The sequence below is a fragment of the Bradyrhizobium sp. 613_E4_N2_2 genome (assembly GCF_052075995.1).
Classification (GTDB): domain Bacteria; phylum Pseudomonadota; class Alphaproteobacteria; order Rhizobiales; family Xanthobacteraceae; genus Bradyrhizobium; species Bradyrhizobium barranii.
Window position 1 is genome coordinate 4,004,108 of sequence record NZ_CP197234.1, and the last position, 16,164, is coordinate 4,020,271.

General features: G+C 65.4%; 13 protein-coding genes and 1 pseudogene. 13 read left to right on the forward strand and 1 reads right to left on the reverse strand.

Annotation, left to right across the window (positions count from 1 at the left end; genetic code table 11):
• The first annotated feature begins 53 nt into the window (after positions 1-53).
• From AB7290_RS19105 to fabZ, 12 genes are all read left to right on the forward strand, one after another.
• Positions 54-2,567, forward strand: a complete 2,514-nt coding sequence (locus tag AB7290_RS19105; protein ID WP_085404738.1) for a caspase family protein — start codon at positions 54-56, stop codon at positions 2,565-2,567.
• Between the two features lie 219 nt (positions 2,568-2,786).
• Positions 2,787-3,782: a 30S ribosomal protein S2 gene (locus AB7290_RS19110; RefSeq protein ID WP_028151700.1), complete on the forward strand. Its 996-nt coding sequence runs from the start codon at positions 2,787-2,789 to the stop codon at positions 3,780-3,782.
• A 134-nt stretch (positions 3,783-3,916) separates the two neighbouring features.
• Positions 3,917-4,840, forward strand: a complete 924-nt coding sequence (tsf, locus tag AB7290_RS19115; protein ID WP_028169462.1) for a translation elongation factor Ts — start codon at positions 3,917-3,919, stop codon at positions 4,838-4,840.
• Positions 4,841-4,900: 60 nt separating this feature from the next.
• On the forward strand, positions 4,901-5,617 hold the full coding sequence (pyrH, locus tag AB7290_RS19120) for a UMP kinase (protein ID WP_028151698.1): 717 nt from the start codon (positions 4,901-4,903) through the stop codon (positions 5,615-5,617).
• A gap of 63 nt (positions 5,618-5,680) precedes the next feature.
• Positions 5,681-6,244 carry a ribosome recycling factor gene (gene frr, locus AB7290_RS19125; protein ID WP_014494937.1) on the forward strand — a complete coding sequence of 188 codons (564 nt, stop codon included), beginning with the start codon at positions 5,681-5,683 and terminating at the stop codon, positions 6,242-6,244.
• A gap of 94 nt (positions 6,245-6,338) precedes the next feature.
• Positions 6,339-7,097 (forward strand): isoprenyl transferase, encoded by a 759-nt coding sequence (locus AB7290_RS19130; RefSeq protein WP_014494938.1) that lies wholly within the window; start codon positions 6,339-6,341, stop codon positions 7,095-7,097.
• The gene (locus AB7290_RS19135; protein ID WP_094184442.1) at positions 7,094-7,936 is read left to right on the forward strand and encodes a phosphatidate cytidylyltransferase; all 843 of its coding nucleotides are present in this window, start codon (positions 7,094-7,096) and stop codon (positions 7,934-7,936) included. The genes AB7290_RS19130 and AB7290_RS19135 overlap by 4 nt, the downstream gene beginning before the upstream one ends.
• 4 nt (positions 7,937-7,940) lie before the next feature.
• Positions 7,941-9,164 carry a 1-deoxy-D-xylulose-5-phosphate reductoisomerase gene (gene dxr / locus AB7290_RS19140; RefSeq protein ID WP_085404570.1) on the forward strand — a complete coding sequence of 408 codons (1,224 nt, stop codon included), beginning with the start codon at positions 7,941-7,943 and terminating at the stop codon, positions 9,162-9,164.
• A 44-nt stretch (positions 9,165-9,208) separates the two neighbouring features.
• Complete coding sequence (gene rseP / locus AB7290_RS19145) at positions 9,209-10,360, forward strand: RIP metalloprotease RseP (RefSeq protein ID WP_085404571.1); 1,152 nt, start codon at positions 9,209-9,211, stop codon at positions 10,358-10,360.
• A 174-nt stretch (positions 10,361-10,534) separates the two neighbouring features.
• Entirely contained in the window at positions 10,535-13,075 is a 2,541-nt protein-coding gene (gene bamA, locus AB7290_RS19150; protein WP_085404572.1) for an outer membrane protein assembly factor BamA, read from the forward strand.
• Positions 13,076-13,203: 128 nt separating this feature from the next.
• Positions 13,204-14,271: a UDP-3-O-(3-hydroxymyristoyl)glucosamine N-acyltransferase gene (gene lpxD, locus AB7290_RS19155; RefSeq protein ID WP_085404573.1), complete on the forward strand. Its 1,068-nt coding sequence runs from the start codon at positions 13,204-13,206 to the stop codon at positions 14,269-14,271.
• On the forward strand, positions 14,268-14,729 hold the full coding sequence (gene fabZ / locus AB7290_RS19160) for a 3-hydroxyacyl-ACP dehydratase FabZ (RefSeq protein ID WP_028151691.1): 462 nt from the start codon (positions 14,268-14,270) through the stop codon (positions 14,727-14,729). The genes lpxD and fabZ overlap by 4 nt, the downstream gene beginning before the upstream one ends.
• A gap of 24 nt (positions 14,730-14,753) precedes the next feature.
• Here fabZ and AB7290_RS19165 read toward each other — a convergent pair.
• Positions 14,754-15,077: pseudogene (locus AB7290_RS19165) on the reverse strand (KTSC domain-containing protein); the annotation flags it as partial.
• Between the two features lie 277 nt (positions 15,078-15,354).
• Here AB7290_RS19165 and lpxA point away from each other — a divergent pair.
• Positions 15,355-16,149: an acyl-ACP--UDP-N-acetylglucosamine O-acyltransferase gene (lpxA, locus tag AB7290_RS19170; RefSeq protein ID WP_085404574.1), complete on the forward strand. Its 795-nt coding sequence runs from the start codon at positions 15,355-15,357 to the stop codon at positions 16,147-16,149.
• Positions 16,150-16,164: the final 15 nt, after the last annotated feature.

The window sequence follows — 16,164 nt, forward strand, 5'->3', positions numbered from 1 at the left end:
CCGCGCGTCTCATGTACGGTGGCAGCTCAACAACGATAGCGGGCAAGCAAGCCATGCGTGGGACCTACAAGGCCTTCATCTGTTTTCTCTTGCCGATCCTGGCGTTCGCTGCGGCCGCGCCCGATCCGGCGCGCGCGCAGCAGCAGGAAAAGCGCATCGCGCTCGTGGTCGGCAACGGCGCTTACGCCAAGTCGCCGCTGGCGACGACCGCGAACGATGCCGGCCTGATCGCGCAGACGCTGCAAGCGGCGGGCTTCGACGTGGTCGGCGCGCGCGATCTCGACGGCGACACGCTGCGCAAGAGTCTTCGCGATTTCATCCAGAAGGCGCAGGCCTCGGGCCCCGGCACCGTCGCGATGATCTATCTTGCCGGTTACGGCGTGCAGCTTGCGGGTGAGAACTATTTCATCCCGGTCGATTCCAACATCATCCGCGACACCGACATTCCGACCGAAGGCCTGCGCATCAGCGACTACGCCCGCCAGCTCGCCTCGATTCCGCTCAAGGCCAACATCGTCGTGCTCGACGCGGCGCGCGCGCAGCCCTTCATCGAGGGCGGCCAGCCGATCGCGAGCGGACTGGCGCTGGTCGAGCCCGATCCGAACATGCTGATCGCCTTCAACGCCGCGCCCGGCACGGTCGCCCCGGAAGAGCCCGGCCCGTACGGCATTTACGCGCAATCGCTGGCGGAGATGATCCGTACCGGCGGTCTGCCGCTGGCCGAGGTGTTCGACCGCGTCCGCCTCCGCGTCAACGAGGCCAGCAAGGGCGCGCAGGTGCCCTGGAACGAGGCGAAGATATCGGCGCCCTTCTCGTTCTTCGAGCGCGGGCCCGATGCGCCGCCGCCGGAGGCCGCGCCCGACCAAATTGCCGCGATCCGCAACAAGCCGATCCGCGATCTCGGCGTACAGGACGCCTATGCGGCCGCGCTCGAGCGCGACACGTTGCCGGCCTATGAAGAGTTTCTCGCGGCCTATCCCGGTGATCCGATGTCGAAGCGCGTGATGGCGATCGTCGCGGCGCGCCGCGAGGCGATCACCTGGCGGCGGACCTATCGCGCCGATACGCCGGACGCCTACTGGTCGTATCTGCGTCGTTATTCGCGCGGTCCGCATGCCGGCGATGCACGGCGCAGGCTTGCAATCCTGACCGCGCCGCTCGAGCCGCCGCCGACTTTCACGATGATGGACTATGACGTGCCGCCGCCGCCGCCGGAGGAGATCGTCTATGTCGACCGTCCCGTGCTGCTGTTCGGCGACCCCGTGTTCGGCTTCGCGCCGCCACCGCCGCCGCCGGTCTATTATCTGCCGCCGCCGCCGCCGGATTTCATCGTGCTCGAGCCGCCGCTGCCCGTGGTCGGCCTGTTCGTGCTGCCGCAGCCGATGTTCGTGCCGATCCCGGTGTTCGTCAGGCCGCCGATCTATGTCGCGCCGCCGCCGAACAACATCGTCTTCAACAACATCCATAACACCACGGTCATCAACACCGTGATCAACCGGCCGCCCGCCCCGCCCGTGGGAGCGGGAGGAGGGACCGGGCCTGGCAATCTGAGGCCGGCGATTGCCGACCGCGCCAACCCGGTAGCGCCAATGTTGCCGCAAGCCGCTACGCAGCGCGCCGCGCTGATCCAGCAGGGCAAGGCGCCGATGCCGCTGAGCGCGACGGTCCAGCCGACGGCGAGGCCGGGGATACCTCCGGGGACGCCGGCCAATGTCGCGCCGACCGGCACGCCCCCCGCCGCACCGCCGACCAGGCTGCCACAGACCAACACGCTGCCGGTTCCCGGCGCCCAAGGCGGGCCGCCAGCGCCGCCGGCCGGGGCAGGTACGTCGCCTGGCGGCAGGCCCTTGGCGCCGACGGCAAATGCACCCGGTGCGCCCCCGCCGACGCATCCGGGGGCGCCGACCACGGCTGCGCCCGGCACAACGCTGCCGTCCCATCCTGGCGCGCCAACGGCCGGCACTCCGACGACCGTTGCGCCCACCGCGAACCCGGCTGCGCCCGGCCAACCGCCGAAGCCCCCGGTTGCTCAGACCCCGGCCGGCGGCGCGCCCGCTGGCGGCAAGTCTGCAACCCGCGAGCCGGCTGTCGCGCCGCCAACTGCTGCGGGCACACCGCCCGGCACGCCCTCGGGCACCACGGGCAAGCCGGTCACGCCGCCGCCCTCGGCCGCGCGCGAGCCGGTCAAACCGCAGAACTTGCCCGCGACCCCTCCAGCGCAGGCCGCCCGGCCGTCGCCGTCAGCTCCAGCACCGCGACCGCAGGCCGTGGCGAGGCCGACGCCGCCACCGCCCGCCGCTCGCCCGGCACCGCCGCCGCATGCCGCATCGCCTCCGCCGGCCCGAGCGGCTCCGCCTGTGGCCGTTGCACGGCCGGCGCCTCCGCCAATGGCCCGGCCTGCACCTCCACCCGTGGCGCGGCCCGCGCCGCCACCGCCGGTCGCCCGGCCGGCACCACCGCCGCCGCCGCGGATGGCCGTCGCGCCCCCGCCGCGTCCAGCGGCACCTCCGCCGCACCCAGCGGCGCCGGCGGCGAAAAAGTGCCCGCCGAACCAGCCCAAGTGCTAGGTCTTTGCGTGCTGGCGTGGTCTTTACGGAAGAGGGCCTTCGGGAGGCGAAAACAGCCCCCGAAAGGCCCTTATTTCCTTGCTTCTGGCCGAAATGGCGCTATATAGCGCCCCATCTCACACGGAAACATGGCTCACAAGGCCGTCCGGTGGCAACCGGGGCGAGAACGCTCCGTTTTGCTCACACGTTTCCGGAGGAACCAACCGGAGAATTGAAACTATGGCGCTACCCGATTTCACCATGCGTCAGCTCCTCGAAGCTGGCGTGCACTTTGGTCACCAGTCTCACCGCTGGAATCCGAAAATGGCACCGTTCATTTTCGGCGCCCGCAACAACATCCACATCGTCGACCTCGCGCAGACCGTGCCGTTGCTGCATACCGCCTTGCAGGCGGTTAGCGACACCGTCGCCAAGGGCGGTCGCATCCTGTTCGTCGGCACCAAGCGCCAGGCGCAGGACGGCGTCGCGGACGCTGCCAAGCGCTGCGCGCAGTATTTCGTCAATTCGCGCTGGCTCGGCGGCACGCTGACCAACTGGAAGACGATCTCGGCCTCGATCAAGCGCCTGCGTCATCTCGATGACGTGCTGTCCGGCGGCGACGCCAGCTCCTACACCAAGAAGGAGCGTCTGACGCTTCAGCGCGAGCGCGACAAGCTCGATCGCTCGCTCGGCGGCATCAAGGACATGGGCGGTCTGCCCGACCTGATCTTCGTGATCGACACCAACAAGGAAGACATCGCGATCCAGGAAGCCCAGCGGCTCAACATTCCGGTCGCCGCGATCGTCGACACCAATTCGGATCCCAAGGGCATCACCTATGTGGTCCCGGGCAATGACGACGCCGGCCGCGCGATCGCGCTGTATTGCGACCTGATCGCACGTGCGGCGATCGACGGCATCTCGCGTGCCCAGGGCGATTCGGGCATCGACATCGGTGCCTCGGCTCGTCCGGTCGCCGAAGAACTGCCGGCCGCTTCTTCGAGCGGCTTCCAGGGCCTTGCCGGTCCGCGCGGCACCGCCGACGACCTCAAGAAGCTCCCCGGCGTGTCGGGCGCGATCGAGAAGAAGTTCAACGACCTCGGCATCTTCCACTTCTGGCAGCTCGCCGAGCTCGATCACGACACCGCGCACAAGATCGGCGAAGAAGTCGGTCTGCCGAGCCGTGCGGATGCCTGGGTGGCCAAGGCCAAGGCGCTGACCGCGGAAGCGGAATAGTCAAAAAGAGCGATGGGTTGGCCGGATATAAGTCCGGCCACCATTTCAGTTGACGCGAATTCCTGAGATGGACCGCGGCGGGGCTGTTTGATGCCACGCCGCGGCAAACCGGCAGGCAAGAAGGATTTTCAACGATGGCAACGATCACAGCTGCGATGGTCAAGGATCTGCGCGAGTCCACCGGCGCAGGCATGATGGACTGCAAGGCCGCGCTCACCGAAAACGACGGCAACATGGAAGCCGCGCAGGACTGGCTGCGCAAGAAGGGCCTGTCGAAGGCCGCCAAGAAGTCCGGCCGCGTCGCCGCGGAAGGCCTGATCGGCGCGCTCACCAAGGGCACCAAGGGCGTCGTGGTCGAGGTCAACTCCGAGACCGACTTCGTCGCGCGCAACGGTCAGTTTCAGGGCCTCGTCAAGATGGTCGCGCAGGTCGCATTCGACGTCGGCGCCGATGTCGAGAAGATCAAGGCCGCCAAGGTCGGTGACGTCACGATCGAAGCCGCGATCAACGACGCGATCGCCACCATCGGCGAGAACATGACGCTGCGTCGCGCAGCTTCGCTCGAAGTGACGCAGGGCGTCGTGTCGAGCTACGTCCACGGCGCCGTCGTCGAAGGCGCCGGCAAGATGGGCGTGATCGTCGCGCTCGAATCGCCCGGCAAGGCCGATGAGCTCGCAGCCCTCGGTCGCCAGATCGCGATGCATGTCGCGGCCACGAACCCGCTCGCGCTCGAGCCGTCCGGCCTCGATCCGGCGGTCGTGAAGCGCGAGAAGGACGTGCTCGCCGACAAATATCGCCAGCAGGGCAAGCCCGAGAACGTGATCGAGAAGATCGTCGAGTCCGGCCTCAAGACCTATTACAAGGAAGTCTGCCTGCTCGAGCAGGCCTTCATCCACGACACCGGCAAGTCGGTGGCGCAGGCGGTGAAGGAAGCCGAAGGCAAGGTCGGCGGCGCGGTGAAGATCGCGGGCTTTGTGCGCTATGCTCTCGGTGAGGGAATCGAGAAGCAGGAAAGCGACTTCGCGGCCGAGGTCGCAGCGGCCAGCGGCAAGAAGTAAGCGCCGGTACGTTCCTTCCGGCTTGCCGCCGGAAGCGGCGCCCGGACGGGGAAAGTGCTCATGACTGATCCGGTCTATCGTCGCGTCGTGATCAAGCTGTCCGGCGAGTATCTCGCGGGGCAGCAGGGTTTTGGCATCGATCAGCCGACCCTCGACCGGGTTGCGGACGATCTGATCGCCGCCCGCCAGCTCGGTACCGAAGTTGCGGTGGTTATCGGCGGCGGCAACATCGTGCGCGGCGTCGAAGTGTCCTCGCAAGGGGTGTCGCGCACCACCGGCGACACCATGGGCATGCTCGCCACCATGATGAACTGCCTCGCGCTGGAGGCGACGATCGAGCGCAAGGGCACGCCGGCACGTACGCTGTCGGCCTTCGTCATGCCCGAGATTTCCGAGCTGTTCACCCGCACCGCGGCGCACAAATACCTCGCCGAGGGCCGGATCGTGCTGCTCGGGGGCGGAACCGGCAATCCGTTCTTCACCACCGATACGACCGCGGTGCTGCGGGCCGCCGAGATCGGAGCCGAGGCTGTGCTGAAGGCAACCAATGTCGACGGCGTCTACTCGGCCGACCCGAAAAAGGATCCGACCGCCACGCGATTCGACCGGCTGACGCATTCGCAGGCGATCGAGGGTGGCTACAAGGTGATGGATGCGACCGCCTTCGCGCTTGCCCGCGAGACGTTGCTGCCTATCATCGTGTTCTCGATCGCGGAGCCGGGTTCGATCGGCGCTGTGCTGCGTGGCGGCGGCCACGGAACCGTCGTCGCCGGCTGACGGCTCGTCGGTCGCGCCGGAGGGGCGCGGAGTGGGTCGCCGGGATTTTGAAGGAGAAACGTGATGGCCACGGGTAATTTCGACCTCAACGAAGTGAAGCGTCGCATGCAGGGCGCCGTCCAGGCCCTCAAGCACGAGCTTGGCGGCCTGCGCACGGGGCGCGCGTCGGCCTCGATGCTCGACCCGGTGCAGGTCGAGGCCTACGGCAGCCACATGCCGCTCAACCAGCTTGCCACCGTCAGCGTGCCGGAGCCGCGGCTGATCTCGGTGCAGGTCTGGGACAAGTCGATGGTCAAGCCGGTCGAGAAGGCGATCGTCGATTCCAATCTCGGCCTGTCGCCCGCGACCGAAGGCCAGGTGCTGCGCCTGCGCATCCCCGAGCTCAACGAGGAGCGTCGCAAGGAGCTCGTCAAGGTCGCGCACAAATACGCGGAAGCGGCCAAGGTCGCCGCGCGTCACGTCCGCCGCGATGGCCTCGACGTCCTCAAGAAGCTCGAGAAGAATCACGAGATGTCGGAAGACGATCAGAAGCGTCACGCCGACGAGGTGCAGAAGGCGACCGACGGCACCATCTCCGAGATCGACCAGTTGCTGGCTGCCAAGGAAAAAGAAATCCTCACCGTCTAAAGCGCGATCATCGCGCTTTAGGTTATTGTTCGCGCATGGTCTTTTCGGAAAGCCGCGTCGCACTTGTCCGGATCATGCTTTTGGGGCCGCCTTCATGTCCAACGCCGCCGCGCCAGCAACCGAAGGACCCGACCGGTCCGACGCGCCTGCGCATGTCGCCATCATCATGGATGGCAACGGGCGTTGGGCCGCCGCGCGCGGCCTGCCGCGGGCCGAAGGGCATCGCCGCGGTGTCGAGGCGCTGCGCCGGGTGGTGCGTGCCTCGCACGAGCTCGGCATCCGCTATCTCACCATCTTCTCCTTCTCTTCGGAGAACTGGTCGCGCCCGGCGAGCGAGATCGGCGATCTGTTTGGTCTCCTGCGTCGCTTCATCCGCAACGATCTCGCGAGCCTGCACCGCGATGGCGTCAAGGTCCGCATCATCGGCGAGCGCGACGGACTCGATAGCGACATCTGCGCACTCCTCAACGAGGCCGAGGAGCTGACGCGCGACAACACGCGCCTGACGCTGGTCGTCGCCTTCAATTACGGTTCGCGGCAGGAAATCGCGAAAGCGGCGCAGAAGCTCGCGCGGGAAGTCGCAGACGGCAAGCGCGCCCCTGAAACGATCGACGCCGAGACGATCGGGGCTCATCTCGATGCGCCCGACATCCCCGATCCCGATCTCATCATCCGCACCAGCGGCGAGCAGCGGCTGTCCAACTTCCTGATGTGGCAGGCCGCCTACAGCGAGCTGGTCTTCGTGCCGATCCATTGGCCCGATTTCGACAAGGCGGCGCTGGAAGGCGCGATCGCCGAATTCGCCAGACGCGAGCGCCGCTTCGGCGGTCTGGTCGCGAAAAACGCCTCGTGAGCGAACCCGACGCCGCATCGGCGGGCGAGAAGCCTGCCCCGAGCAATCTCGTGATGCGAGTCCTCGCAGCGCTAGTGCTGGCGCCGCTAGCTATTGCACTCGCTTATGCCGGCGGCTGGCTGTGGGCGCTTCTCGTCACCCTGGTGTCGATCGGGCTGTTCGCGGAATGGCTGATGGTGGTGGGCGCGGGGTCTGCTGCACTGACCGGGGCAGGGACGATCGTCATTGCCATGATGGGGGCCTGCGTCGCCTTCGGCGCGCTCAAGACCGCAATCATCACCGGCCTCATCGGCGGCGCGATCGTGACGCTGATCGCGCGGGGCAAGTTCATCTGGGCGGCCACCGGCTTCGCCTACGCATCAGCGGCGCTGCTGGCCTCGATCCTGGTGCGGCAGGATCTCGTCAACGGCTTCGCCGCGCTGATGTTCGTGCTGCTGGTGGTGTGGGCGACCGATATCGGCGGCTATTTCGCCGGACGCAGCATTGGCGGGCCGAAACTATGGCCGCGCGTGAGCCCGAAGAAGACCTGGTCCGGGGCGCTCGGTGGCTTCGCGGCGAGCCTTTTGGTTGCGGCCGGTTTTGCGGCGTGCGGGATCGGAAAGGCGGTTCCACTGCTGCTCGTCAGCGCCATCCTGTCGGTGGTATCGCAGGCGGGCGATCTGTTCGAATCCGCTGTGAAGCGGCGCTTCGGCGTCAAGGATTCCAGTCACTTGATTCCCGGCCATGGCGGGCTACTGGACCGTCTGGACGGTTTTGTTGCCGCCATCCTGATGGCATGGATTATCGGCTTTCTCCGCCATGGTGTGCATAGCGCCGGAAGCGGTCTTATGGTTTGGTGAGGATATGAGCGCGGTCCCATTGCGTAACAACAAGGCTGTGGCGTCGACCGTCCGCAGTGTCACGGTTCTCGGCGCCACCGGCTCGATCGGCGACAGCACGATGGATCTGCTGCGCGCCTCTCCCGAGCGCTATCGCGTCGAAGCCTTGACGGCGAACGGCAATGTCGAAGCGCTGGCCAAGCTCGCCAAGGAGTTTTCCGCGCGCTACGTCGCGATCGCCGACACATCCAAGTTCGCCGAGCTCAAGGCCGCGCTCGCGGGAACGAGCACGGAATGCGGCGCGGGCGAAAGCGCGGTGATCGAAGCCGGCGCGCGTCCGGCCGATTGGGTGATGGCCGCCGTGAGCGGTGCCGCCGGACTGAAGCCGGCCCTGGCCGCGGTCGATCGCGGCGCGCATGTCGCGCTCGCCAACAAGGAATGTCTCGTCTGCGCCGGCGATTTCTTCATGCAGCGCGCGGCGAAAGCGGGCGCCTGCATCCTGCCGGCCGATTCCGAGCACAATGCGCTGTTCCAGGCGCTCGGCTCAGGCAACCGCGACGAGCTCGTCCGCGTCATCATCACTGCCTCGGGCGGGCCGTTCCGGACCTGGAAGCCCGCCGACATCGAGCAGGCGACCCTCGAGCAGGCCCTGAAGCATCCGAACTGGAGCATGGGCCAGAAGATCACGATCGATTCCGCCTCGATGATGAACAAGGGCCTCGAGGTGATCGAGGCGTCCTATCTATTCGCGCTCTCGCCCGACGAGATCGACGTTCTCGTGCATCCGCAGTCGATCATCCACGGCATGGTCGAGTTCTCCGACCGTTCGGTGGTGGCCCAGCTCGGTTCTCCCGACATGCGCACGCCGATCGCGCACTGCCTCGGCTGGCCCGATCGCATCAAGGGGCCGGCGGCCAAGCTCGATCTGGCCAAGATCGGCCAGCTGACCTTCGAGGCGCCGGACTTCGAGCGCTTCCCTGGGCTTCGGCTGGCCTTCGATTCGCTCCGGACCGGGAAGGGGGCGACCACCGTCTACAACGCCGCCAACGAGGTTGCGGTCGCCGCTTTCATTGCCGGCAAGATCCGGTTCGGCGCGATCGCGCGGCTGGTCGAGGCGACGCTGGACGACTGGATTCGCGGCGGGAACCAGGCTCCCCTGACGTCCGCCGACGATGCAATCTCTGTTGACCATGTTGCGCGAAATAGAGCTGCCGCCCTATTGCCTCAAATTGCCTTAAAGGCATCCTAGATGGCACGGGGCCAGGGCCTTGCGGCGCTGGATGAGGGAATTCGATGATCGACTTTTTCGTCCATAGTTTCAATACGTTGAGCCATGGGCTCCTCGGCTACGCGGTTCCCTTCCTGTTCGTCCTGACGATCGTCGTGTTCTTCCATGAGCTCGGCCATTTCCTGGTCGCGCGCTGGGCGGGCGTTCGGGTGCTGACCTTCTCGCTCGGTTTCGGACCGGAGCTGGTCGGCTTCAACGACCGCCATGGCACCCGCTGGAAGATCTCGGCGATCCCGCTCGGCGGTTACGTCAAATTCTTCGGCGACGAGAGCGAAGCTTCGACCCCGTCAGCCGAGACGCTTGCGGCCATGACGGCCGAGGAGCGCGCCGGCAGCTTCCATCACAAGAAGGTCGGCCCGCGCGCCGCCATCGTCGCGGCCGGACCGATCGCCAATTTCATCCTGGGCGCACTGATCTTCGCCGCCATGGCGCTCTATTACGGCAAGCCGAGCACGATCGCCCGCGTCGACGGCGTCGTCGCCGACGGCGCTGCGGCCACGGCCGGCTTCAAGATCGGCGACGTCGTCGTGCAGATCGACGGCAAGCCGATCGAGAGCTTTGCCGACATGCAGCGAATCGTTGCGATGAATGCGGGTTCGGCGCTTGCCTTCCAGGTCAAGCGGGGCGGCGCCATCGTCTCCCTGACCGCGACGCCGGCGCTGCTCGAGCGCAAGGATCCGTTCGGCAACAGCCACCGCCTCGGCGTGCTCGGCGTCGAGCACAAGTCGCAGGCCGGCGAGGCCTCGACCACGCCGGTCGGCGTCGGCGAAGCGCTCAAGATCGGGGTCGAGCAGGTCTGGTTCATCATCACCAGCACCTTCAAGTTCCTTGGCTCGCTGTTTGTCGGACAAGGCAATCCCAACGAGGTCAGCGGCGTGCTCGGCATCGCCAAGATGTCGGGGCAGGCGGCCAGCGCCGGGTTCCAGTTCGTGATCAATCTGTGCGCGGTGCTGTCGGTGTCGATCGGGCTGTTGAACCTGTTCCCGATCCCGCTGCTCGATGGCGGTCACCTGATGTTCTACGCGGCGGAGGTGGTCCGGGGCCGACCCCTGTCCGAGCGGACTCAGGAGATGGGGTTCCGAATCGGGCTCGGTTTGGTGCTGATGCTGATGGTGTTTGCCACCTATAACGACATCTTGCGGATGGCAGCTTCCTGATACGGGCTTTTTTGTGGCGTTGCTCATGAGCAACGTCTTGGAATGAAATTGAAATTACGGTGTCAGCGGCCGTTTGCGACATCGGGGAAATTGGCTACAAGCGGCTTCGAACTTGGGGAATCTCCCGGACCGGCGTTGGGGTTGGGTCTGGTACTGATAAGGGCGCGTTGCGCAATGAAGTTTGGACTGCGACTCCGGGGGGGCTTGCTCGCATCCCTGATCTTGTTCGGCGCGCCGGTGCTTGCCCCGGTTGGGGCTGCTTTTGTGTCTTCGTCTGCGCTTGCTCAGACCGTCCAGTCGATTTCCGTCGAAGGAAATCGCCGTGTCGAGGTGGAGACGATCCGCTCCTATTTCAAGCCGGGCCCGGGTGGCCGCCTGGATCAGGGCGCCATCGATGACGGCCTGAAGGCCCTGATCGAGACCGGCCTGTTCCAGGACGTGCGAATCAATCGCGGTTCCGGTGGCCAGATCATCGTCTCCGTGGTGGAAAACCCGGTGATCGGCCGCATCGCGTTCGAAGGTAATAAGAAGGTCAAGGACGAGCAGCTCACCGCTGAAGTCCAGTCCAAGGCGCGCGGCACCTTCTCCCGCGCCATGGTGCAGTCCGACACCCTGCGAATCGCCGAAATCTACCGCCGCTCGGGTCGCTATGACGTCCGCGTCACGCCCGAGATCATCGAGCAGCCGAACAACCGCGTCGACCTGATCTTCACGGTCGAGGAGGGCGCCAAGACCGGCGTCAAGTCGATCGAGTTCGTCGGCAATAACGCGTTCTCGTCCTACCGCCTGCGCGACGTCATCAAGACGCACGAATCGAACCTGCTGAGCTTCCTCGCCAGCAACGACCTCTACGATCCCGATCGCGTCGAGGCCGACCGTGACCTGATTCGCCGTTTCTATCTCAAGAACGGTTTCGCCGACGTCCAGGTGGTCGCCGCGCTCACCGAATACGATCCGGAGAAGAAGGGCTTCAACGTCACCTTCAAGATCGAGGAAGGCTCGCAGTACCGCGTCGGCACCGTCGACTTCCGCTCCTCCATTCCGAACTTCGATCCGACCACGATGCGTAACTATTCGCGCGTCAATGTGGGCGCGCTCTACAACGTCGAATCGGTCGAGAAATCGGTCGAGGAAATGCAGATCGAGGCGTCGCGGCGCGGCTATGCCTTCGCCGTGGTCCGTCCCGGCGGCGACCGCAATTTCGAGGCGCACACCGTCGCCGTCGTGTTCAACATCGACGAGGGCCCGCGCACCTATATCGAGCGCATCAACGTCCGCGGCAACACCCGCACGCGCGACTACGTGATCCGCCGCGAGTTCGACATCTCCGAGGGCGATGCCTACAACCGCGCGCTGGTCGACCGTGCCGAGCGCCGCCTGAAGAACCTCGACTACTTCAAGAGCGTGAAGATCACGACGGAGCCGGGCTCCTCCAGCGACCGCGTGGTCCTGATCGTCGATCTCGAAGAGAAATCGACCGGCGACTTCTCGGTCTCGGGCGGCTACTCCACGACCGACGGCGCGCTCGCCGAAGTCTCGATCTCCGAGCGCAATTTGCTCGGCCGCGGCCTGTTCGCCAAGGCGTCGGTGACCTACGGCCAGTATGCGCGCGGCTATTCGCTGTCGTTCGTCGAGCCGTATCTGCTCGACTACCGCGTCGCGCTCGGTCTCGACCTCTATCAGCGTCAGCAGCTCTCCAACAGCTACATCTCCTACGGTACGAAGACGCTGGGCTTCAGCCCGCGCCTCGGCTTCAGCCTGCGTGAAGATCTGTCGCTCCAGCTGCGCTACTCGATCTACCAGCAGGAAATCACGCTGCCGTCCTACCTGGCGAACTGTAACAACGTCCTCGGTTCGTCGGCCTTCAACCCGAGCCCGGCCTTTGCCGCATCGCAAACGCCGCCGATCGATCTGACCTCGACCGGCGGTCTCGGCTGCTACTCCGACGGCGAAGCCTCGCTGCCGGTCCGCAAGGAGCTTGCCGGCGGCAAGACCCTGACCTCGGCGCTCGGCTACACGCTGACCTACAACACGCTGGACAACAACAAGAACCCTACCGACGGTCTGCTTGTCGACTTCCGTCAGGATTTCGCCGGCGTGGGCGGCGACGTCACCTACCTGAAGTCCGTCGTCGACGCGAAGTACTACGCTCCGCTGGTGTCCGACATCGTCGGCCTCGTTCACCTTCAGGGCGGCATGCTGAACAAGATCGGCAACAACGATATCCGCATGCTGGATCAGTTCCAGATGGGCCCGAACTTGGTCCGCGGCTTTGCTCCGAACGGCATCGGTCCGCGCGATTTGAATCCCTTTGGCACGCAAGACGCGCTTGGCGGCACCAAATATTGGGGCGCTTCGTTCGAATTGCAGATGCCGTTCTGGTTCCTGCCGAAGGAAGTGGGTCTGAAGGGCGCGGTCTACGCCGACGCCGGCGGCCTCTTCGACTATCAGGGCCCGACGACGTGGTCGCTGACGAACGAAATGACCACGACCAGGAACTCGAACTGTACGCCGTCGACCATCAACCCGCCCTCGGCTGGAACCTGTACCGGCCTGGTGTATGACAACGGCAATGTCGTCCGTTCGTCGGTTGGTATTGGCCTGATCTGGCAGTCGCCGTTCGGTCCGCTGCGGTTCGACTACGCCGTGCCGCTCACCAAGGGCCAGTTCGATCGCGTGCAGCAGTTCAGGTTCGGCGGCGGCACCTCGTTCTAGTTCGATCAGCAGGGCATGAGCCGGCCCCTTGTTGGGGCCGGTTTCCAAAAAGATCGTGCTCAATCCGTGAGATAAGGCATGATGCGGCCTCACCGCTTCATGCCGAAGCCGGACCGCGATGGGGTGGAATGGCGCAGCCGACCTTCTTCAAAAAGCCGCCGGCCTCAGCGCTGGCTGACATTGCCGCGCTGACCAAGGCGCAACTCGTCGACCCTGCCAGGGGCGGTCACGTCATTACCGGTCTTGCTTCGCTCGACGAAGCCGGCCCGATGCATCTGGCGTTCTTCGATAACCTCAAATATGCCGACGAGCTCAAGGCGACCAAGGCCGGGGCTTGCCTGGTGAGTCCGCGCTTCGAGGCCCAGGTGCCCGCGCATGTGGCCGTGTTGCGGGTGGCGCAGCCGTTCCGCGCCTTTGTCGGGCTCGCCCGGGAATGGCACGGCGATGCGCTGCGCCCGCAGTCCTGGGTCGGCAATGACGGCATCGCCCCGTCGGCCATCATCGATCCCTCGGCCCGGCTGGAGGACGACGTCATCGTCGATCCCCTGACCGTCATCGGCCCTGACGTCGAGATCGGCAGCGGCACCGTGATCGGGGCCGGCGTGGTCATCGGTCCCGGCGTCAAGATTGGCCGCGACTGCAATGTCGGCGCCCGCACGGCCATCCAGTGCGCGCTGATCGGCAACAACGTGCTGATCCATCCCGGCTGCTCGATCGGCCAGGACGGCTATGGCTTCATCTTCTTCGGCCCCGAGGGCCATCTCAAGGTGCCCCAGACCGGCCGCGTGCTGATCCAGAACAATGTGGAAGTCGGCGCCGGAACGACCATCGATCGCGGCTCCCTGCGCGACACGGTGATCGGGGAGGGCACCAAAATCGACAACCAGGTCCAGATCGGCCACAATGTGACCATCGGTCGGAACTGCCTGCTGGCGGCCCAGATCGGGCTCGCGGGCAGCCTGACGATCGGCGACAACGTGGCGCTGGGAGCAAAGGTTGGCATCAACAATCACCTCAAGATCGGCGATGGGGCCCAGGTCACCGCGATGAGCGGCGTCAAGGACGACATCCCGCCGAACGGACGCTGGGGCGGCTTTTTCGCCAAGCCGACCAAGCAGTGGTTCAAGGAAATTATCGCGGTGGAGCGCCTGGTACGCGACAGCAGGGCCGATCCGAAGAACGAGGGACGGGAATGACGGAGGAATCACCGATCAAATTCGAGCTGGTGGATATCAACGCGATCCTCCGGACGCTGCCGCACCGTTTCCCGATGCTGCTGATCGACCGTGTGATCAATATCCGCGCCGATTACAGCGGCATCGGCATCAAGAACGTCACCTTCAACGAGCCGGCCTTCCAGGGGCATTTCCCGGAGCGCCCGGTCTATCCCGGCGTGATGATGATCGAAGCGATGGCGCAGACCGCGGGCGTGATCGGCATCACCTCGGTCGAGGGCACCGAGAAGCCGCGCGCGGTGTATTTCCTCACCATCGACAAGTGCAAGTTCCGCAAGCCGGTGCTGCCCGGCGATACCATCGAATATCACATGCGTTCGATCGGCCGCCGCAAGGCGATGTGGTGGTTTCACGGCGACGCCAAGGTCAACGGCCAGATCGTTGCGGAGGCCGATGTCGGCGCCATGCTGACGGACTGAGCGGCTCAAGCCAGCGGAAATGGATTGTGCGCCGCAGCCGTAACGGCCGCCGGCCGTCTCGCGCCTGATATTTCGGTTGAAGAACTGGCCCATCGACGGCACGCCGAGCAGGCTGTCGATCGTCTCGGCCGCGACTCCGCAATAGCGGTCATATTGGCCGTCGATCGCGACGATGAGGTCCTGCCGCGCGCGGTCGTAGCAGACCCGCTGAAGCACCGAGCTGCGAGTGATGTCGCGGCACTCGAACGTGCCGAGATCGACGAAGCGGCGTTCGCCGGTCTCGACCGTCTCGGAGACGATCGGGGCGGCCGCGAGCTGTGCAAGCAGAACTGCCAGGGCCCTGACCACGATGACTTCAAGCTCCACATGAAGGCGTTGACGAGCTAGAGCATGATCCGGAAAAGCGTGCAGCGGTTTTCAGAAAGGATCATGCTCGAACGATAGCCTGAAGCGCGATGACGATTCATCCCAATCTCATCGTGCTTTAGGACGGCCGGCTCATCCGGTGCCTGAAACAGGCCGAGATGATACGTCACTGGACAGATCGGGCATAGTCGCGCTAACCACCGGAAAACTGAGCGACTTCAACACATAATCAGACCTTCTTGATGAGTCAGATTGCTTGATGAGTAAGATTGATCCCACCGCACGGGTCGAGGACGGCGCCGTGATCGGCGAGGGTACCGAGATCGGACCCTTCTGCATCATCGGTCCGAATGCCGTGATCGGCGCGAACTGCAAGCTGATCGGACAAGTCACGGTCATCGGCCACACCTCGATCGGCGACGGCTGCGTGATCTCGCCCTTCGCTGTGCTGGGCGGGGCGCCCCAGGATCTCAGCTACAAGGGCGAGCCGACCAGGCTGGAGGTCGGTTCCGGCTGCACCATCCGCGAAGGCGCGACGATGAATGTCGGCACCATCAAGGGCGGCGGGCTGACGCGCGTCGGCAACGGCGGCTACTTCATGAACAACAGCCATGTCGGCCATGACTGCATGGTCGGCAACAACGTGATCTTCGCGACCTCGGCGACGCTCGGCGGCCACTGCGAGATCGGCGATTTCGTCTATATCGGCGGCTTGTCGGCGGTGCATCAGCTCACGCGCATCGGCCCGCAGGTGATGGTCGGCGGCCTCTCGGGCGTGCGCGACGACATCATTCCGTTCGGCCTCGCCAACGGCCAGTATGCGGCGCTGGAAGGCCTCAATCTCATCGGGATGAAGCGGCGGCAGTTCACCAAGCAGCGGCGCGCGACCGTGCAATCGTTCTACCAAAAACTCTTCCACGGCCCCGGCACGTTTGCCGAGCGGCTCGCGGCGGCCCAGCCGCTCGCGAGCGAAGACCCCGCGATTGCCGAGATCCTCGACTTCATCGGCAAGCGCAAGCATCGCCCGATCTGTCTTCCCGCCATCGAGAAGTGATTTCGGGATGGCCGC

Excerpts from the sequence above, each read along its gene's own strand:
- fabZ (WP_028151691.1), top strand. The coding sequence starts at position 14,268 with ATGACGGAGGAATCACCGATCAAATTCGAGCTGGTGGATATCAACGCG.
- rseP (WP_085404571.1), top strand. The coding sequence starts at position 9,209 with ATGATCGACTTTTTCGTCCATAGTTTCAATACGTTGAGCCATGGGCTC.
- AB7290_RS19130 (WP_014494938.1), top strand. The coding sequence starts at position 6,339 with ATGTCCAACGCCGCCGCGCCAGCAACCGAAGGACCCGACCGGTCCGAC.
- frr (WP_014494937.1), top strand. The coding sequence starts at position 5,681 with ATGGCCACGGGTAATTTCGACCTCAACGAAGTGAAGCGTCGCATGCAG.
- lpxD (WP_085404573.1), top strand. The coding sequence starts at position 13,204 with ATGGCGCAGCCGACCTTCTTCAAAAAGCCGCCGGCCTCAGCGCTGGCT.
- AB7290_RS19110 (WP_028151700.1), top strand. The coding sequence starts at position 2,787 with ATGGCGCTACCCGATTTCACCATGCGTCAGCTCCTCGAAGCTGGCGTG.
- tsf (WP_028169462.1), top strand. The coding sequence starts at position 3,917 with ATGGCAACGATCACAGCTGCGATGGTCAAGGATCTGCGCGAGTCCACC.
- pyrH (WP_028151698.1), top strand. The coding sequence starts at position 4,901 with ATGACTGATCCGGTCTATCGTCGCGTCGTGATCAAGCTGTCCGGCGAG.
- AB7290_RS19105 (WP_085404738.1), top strand. The coding sequence starts at position 54 with ATGCGTGGGACCTACAAGGCCTTCATCTGTTTTCTCTTGCCGATCCTG.
- bamA (WP_085404572.1), top strand. The coding sequence starts at position 10,535 with ATGAAGTTTGGACTGCGACTCCGGGGGGGCTTGCTCGCATCCCTGATC.
- lpxA (WP_085404574.1), top strand. The coding sequence starts at position 15,355 with ATGAGTAAGATTGATCCCACCGCACGGGTCGAGGACGGCGCCGTGATC.
- dxr (WP_085404570.1), top strand. The coding sequence starts at position 7,941 with ATGAGCGCGGTCCCATTGCGTAACAACAAGGCTGTGGCGTCGACCGTC.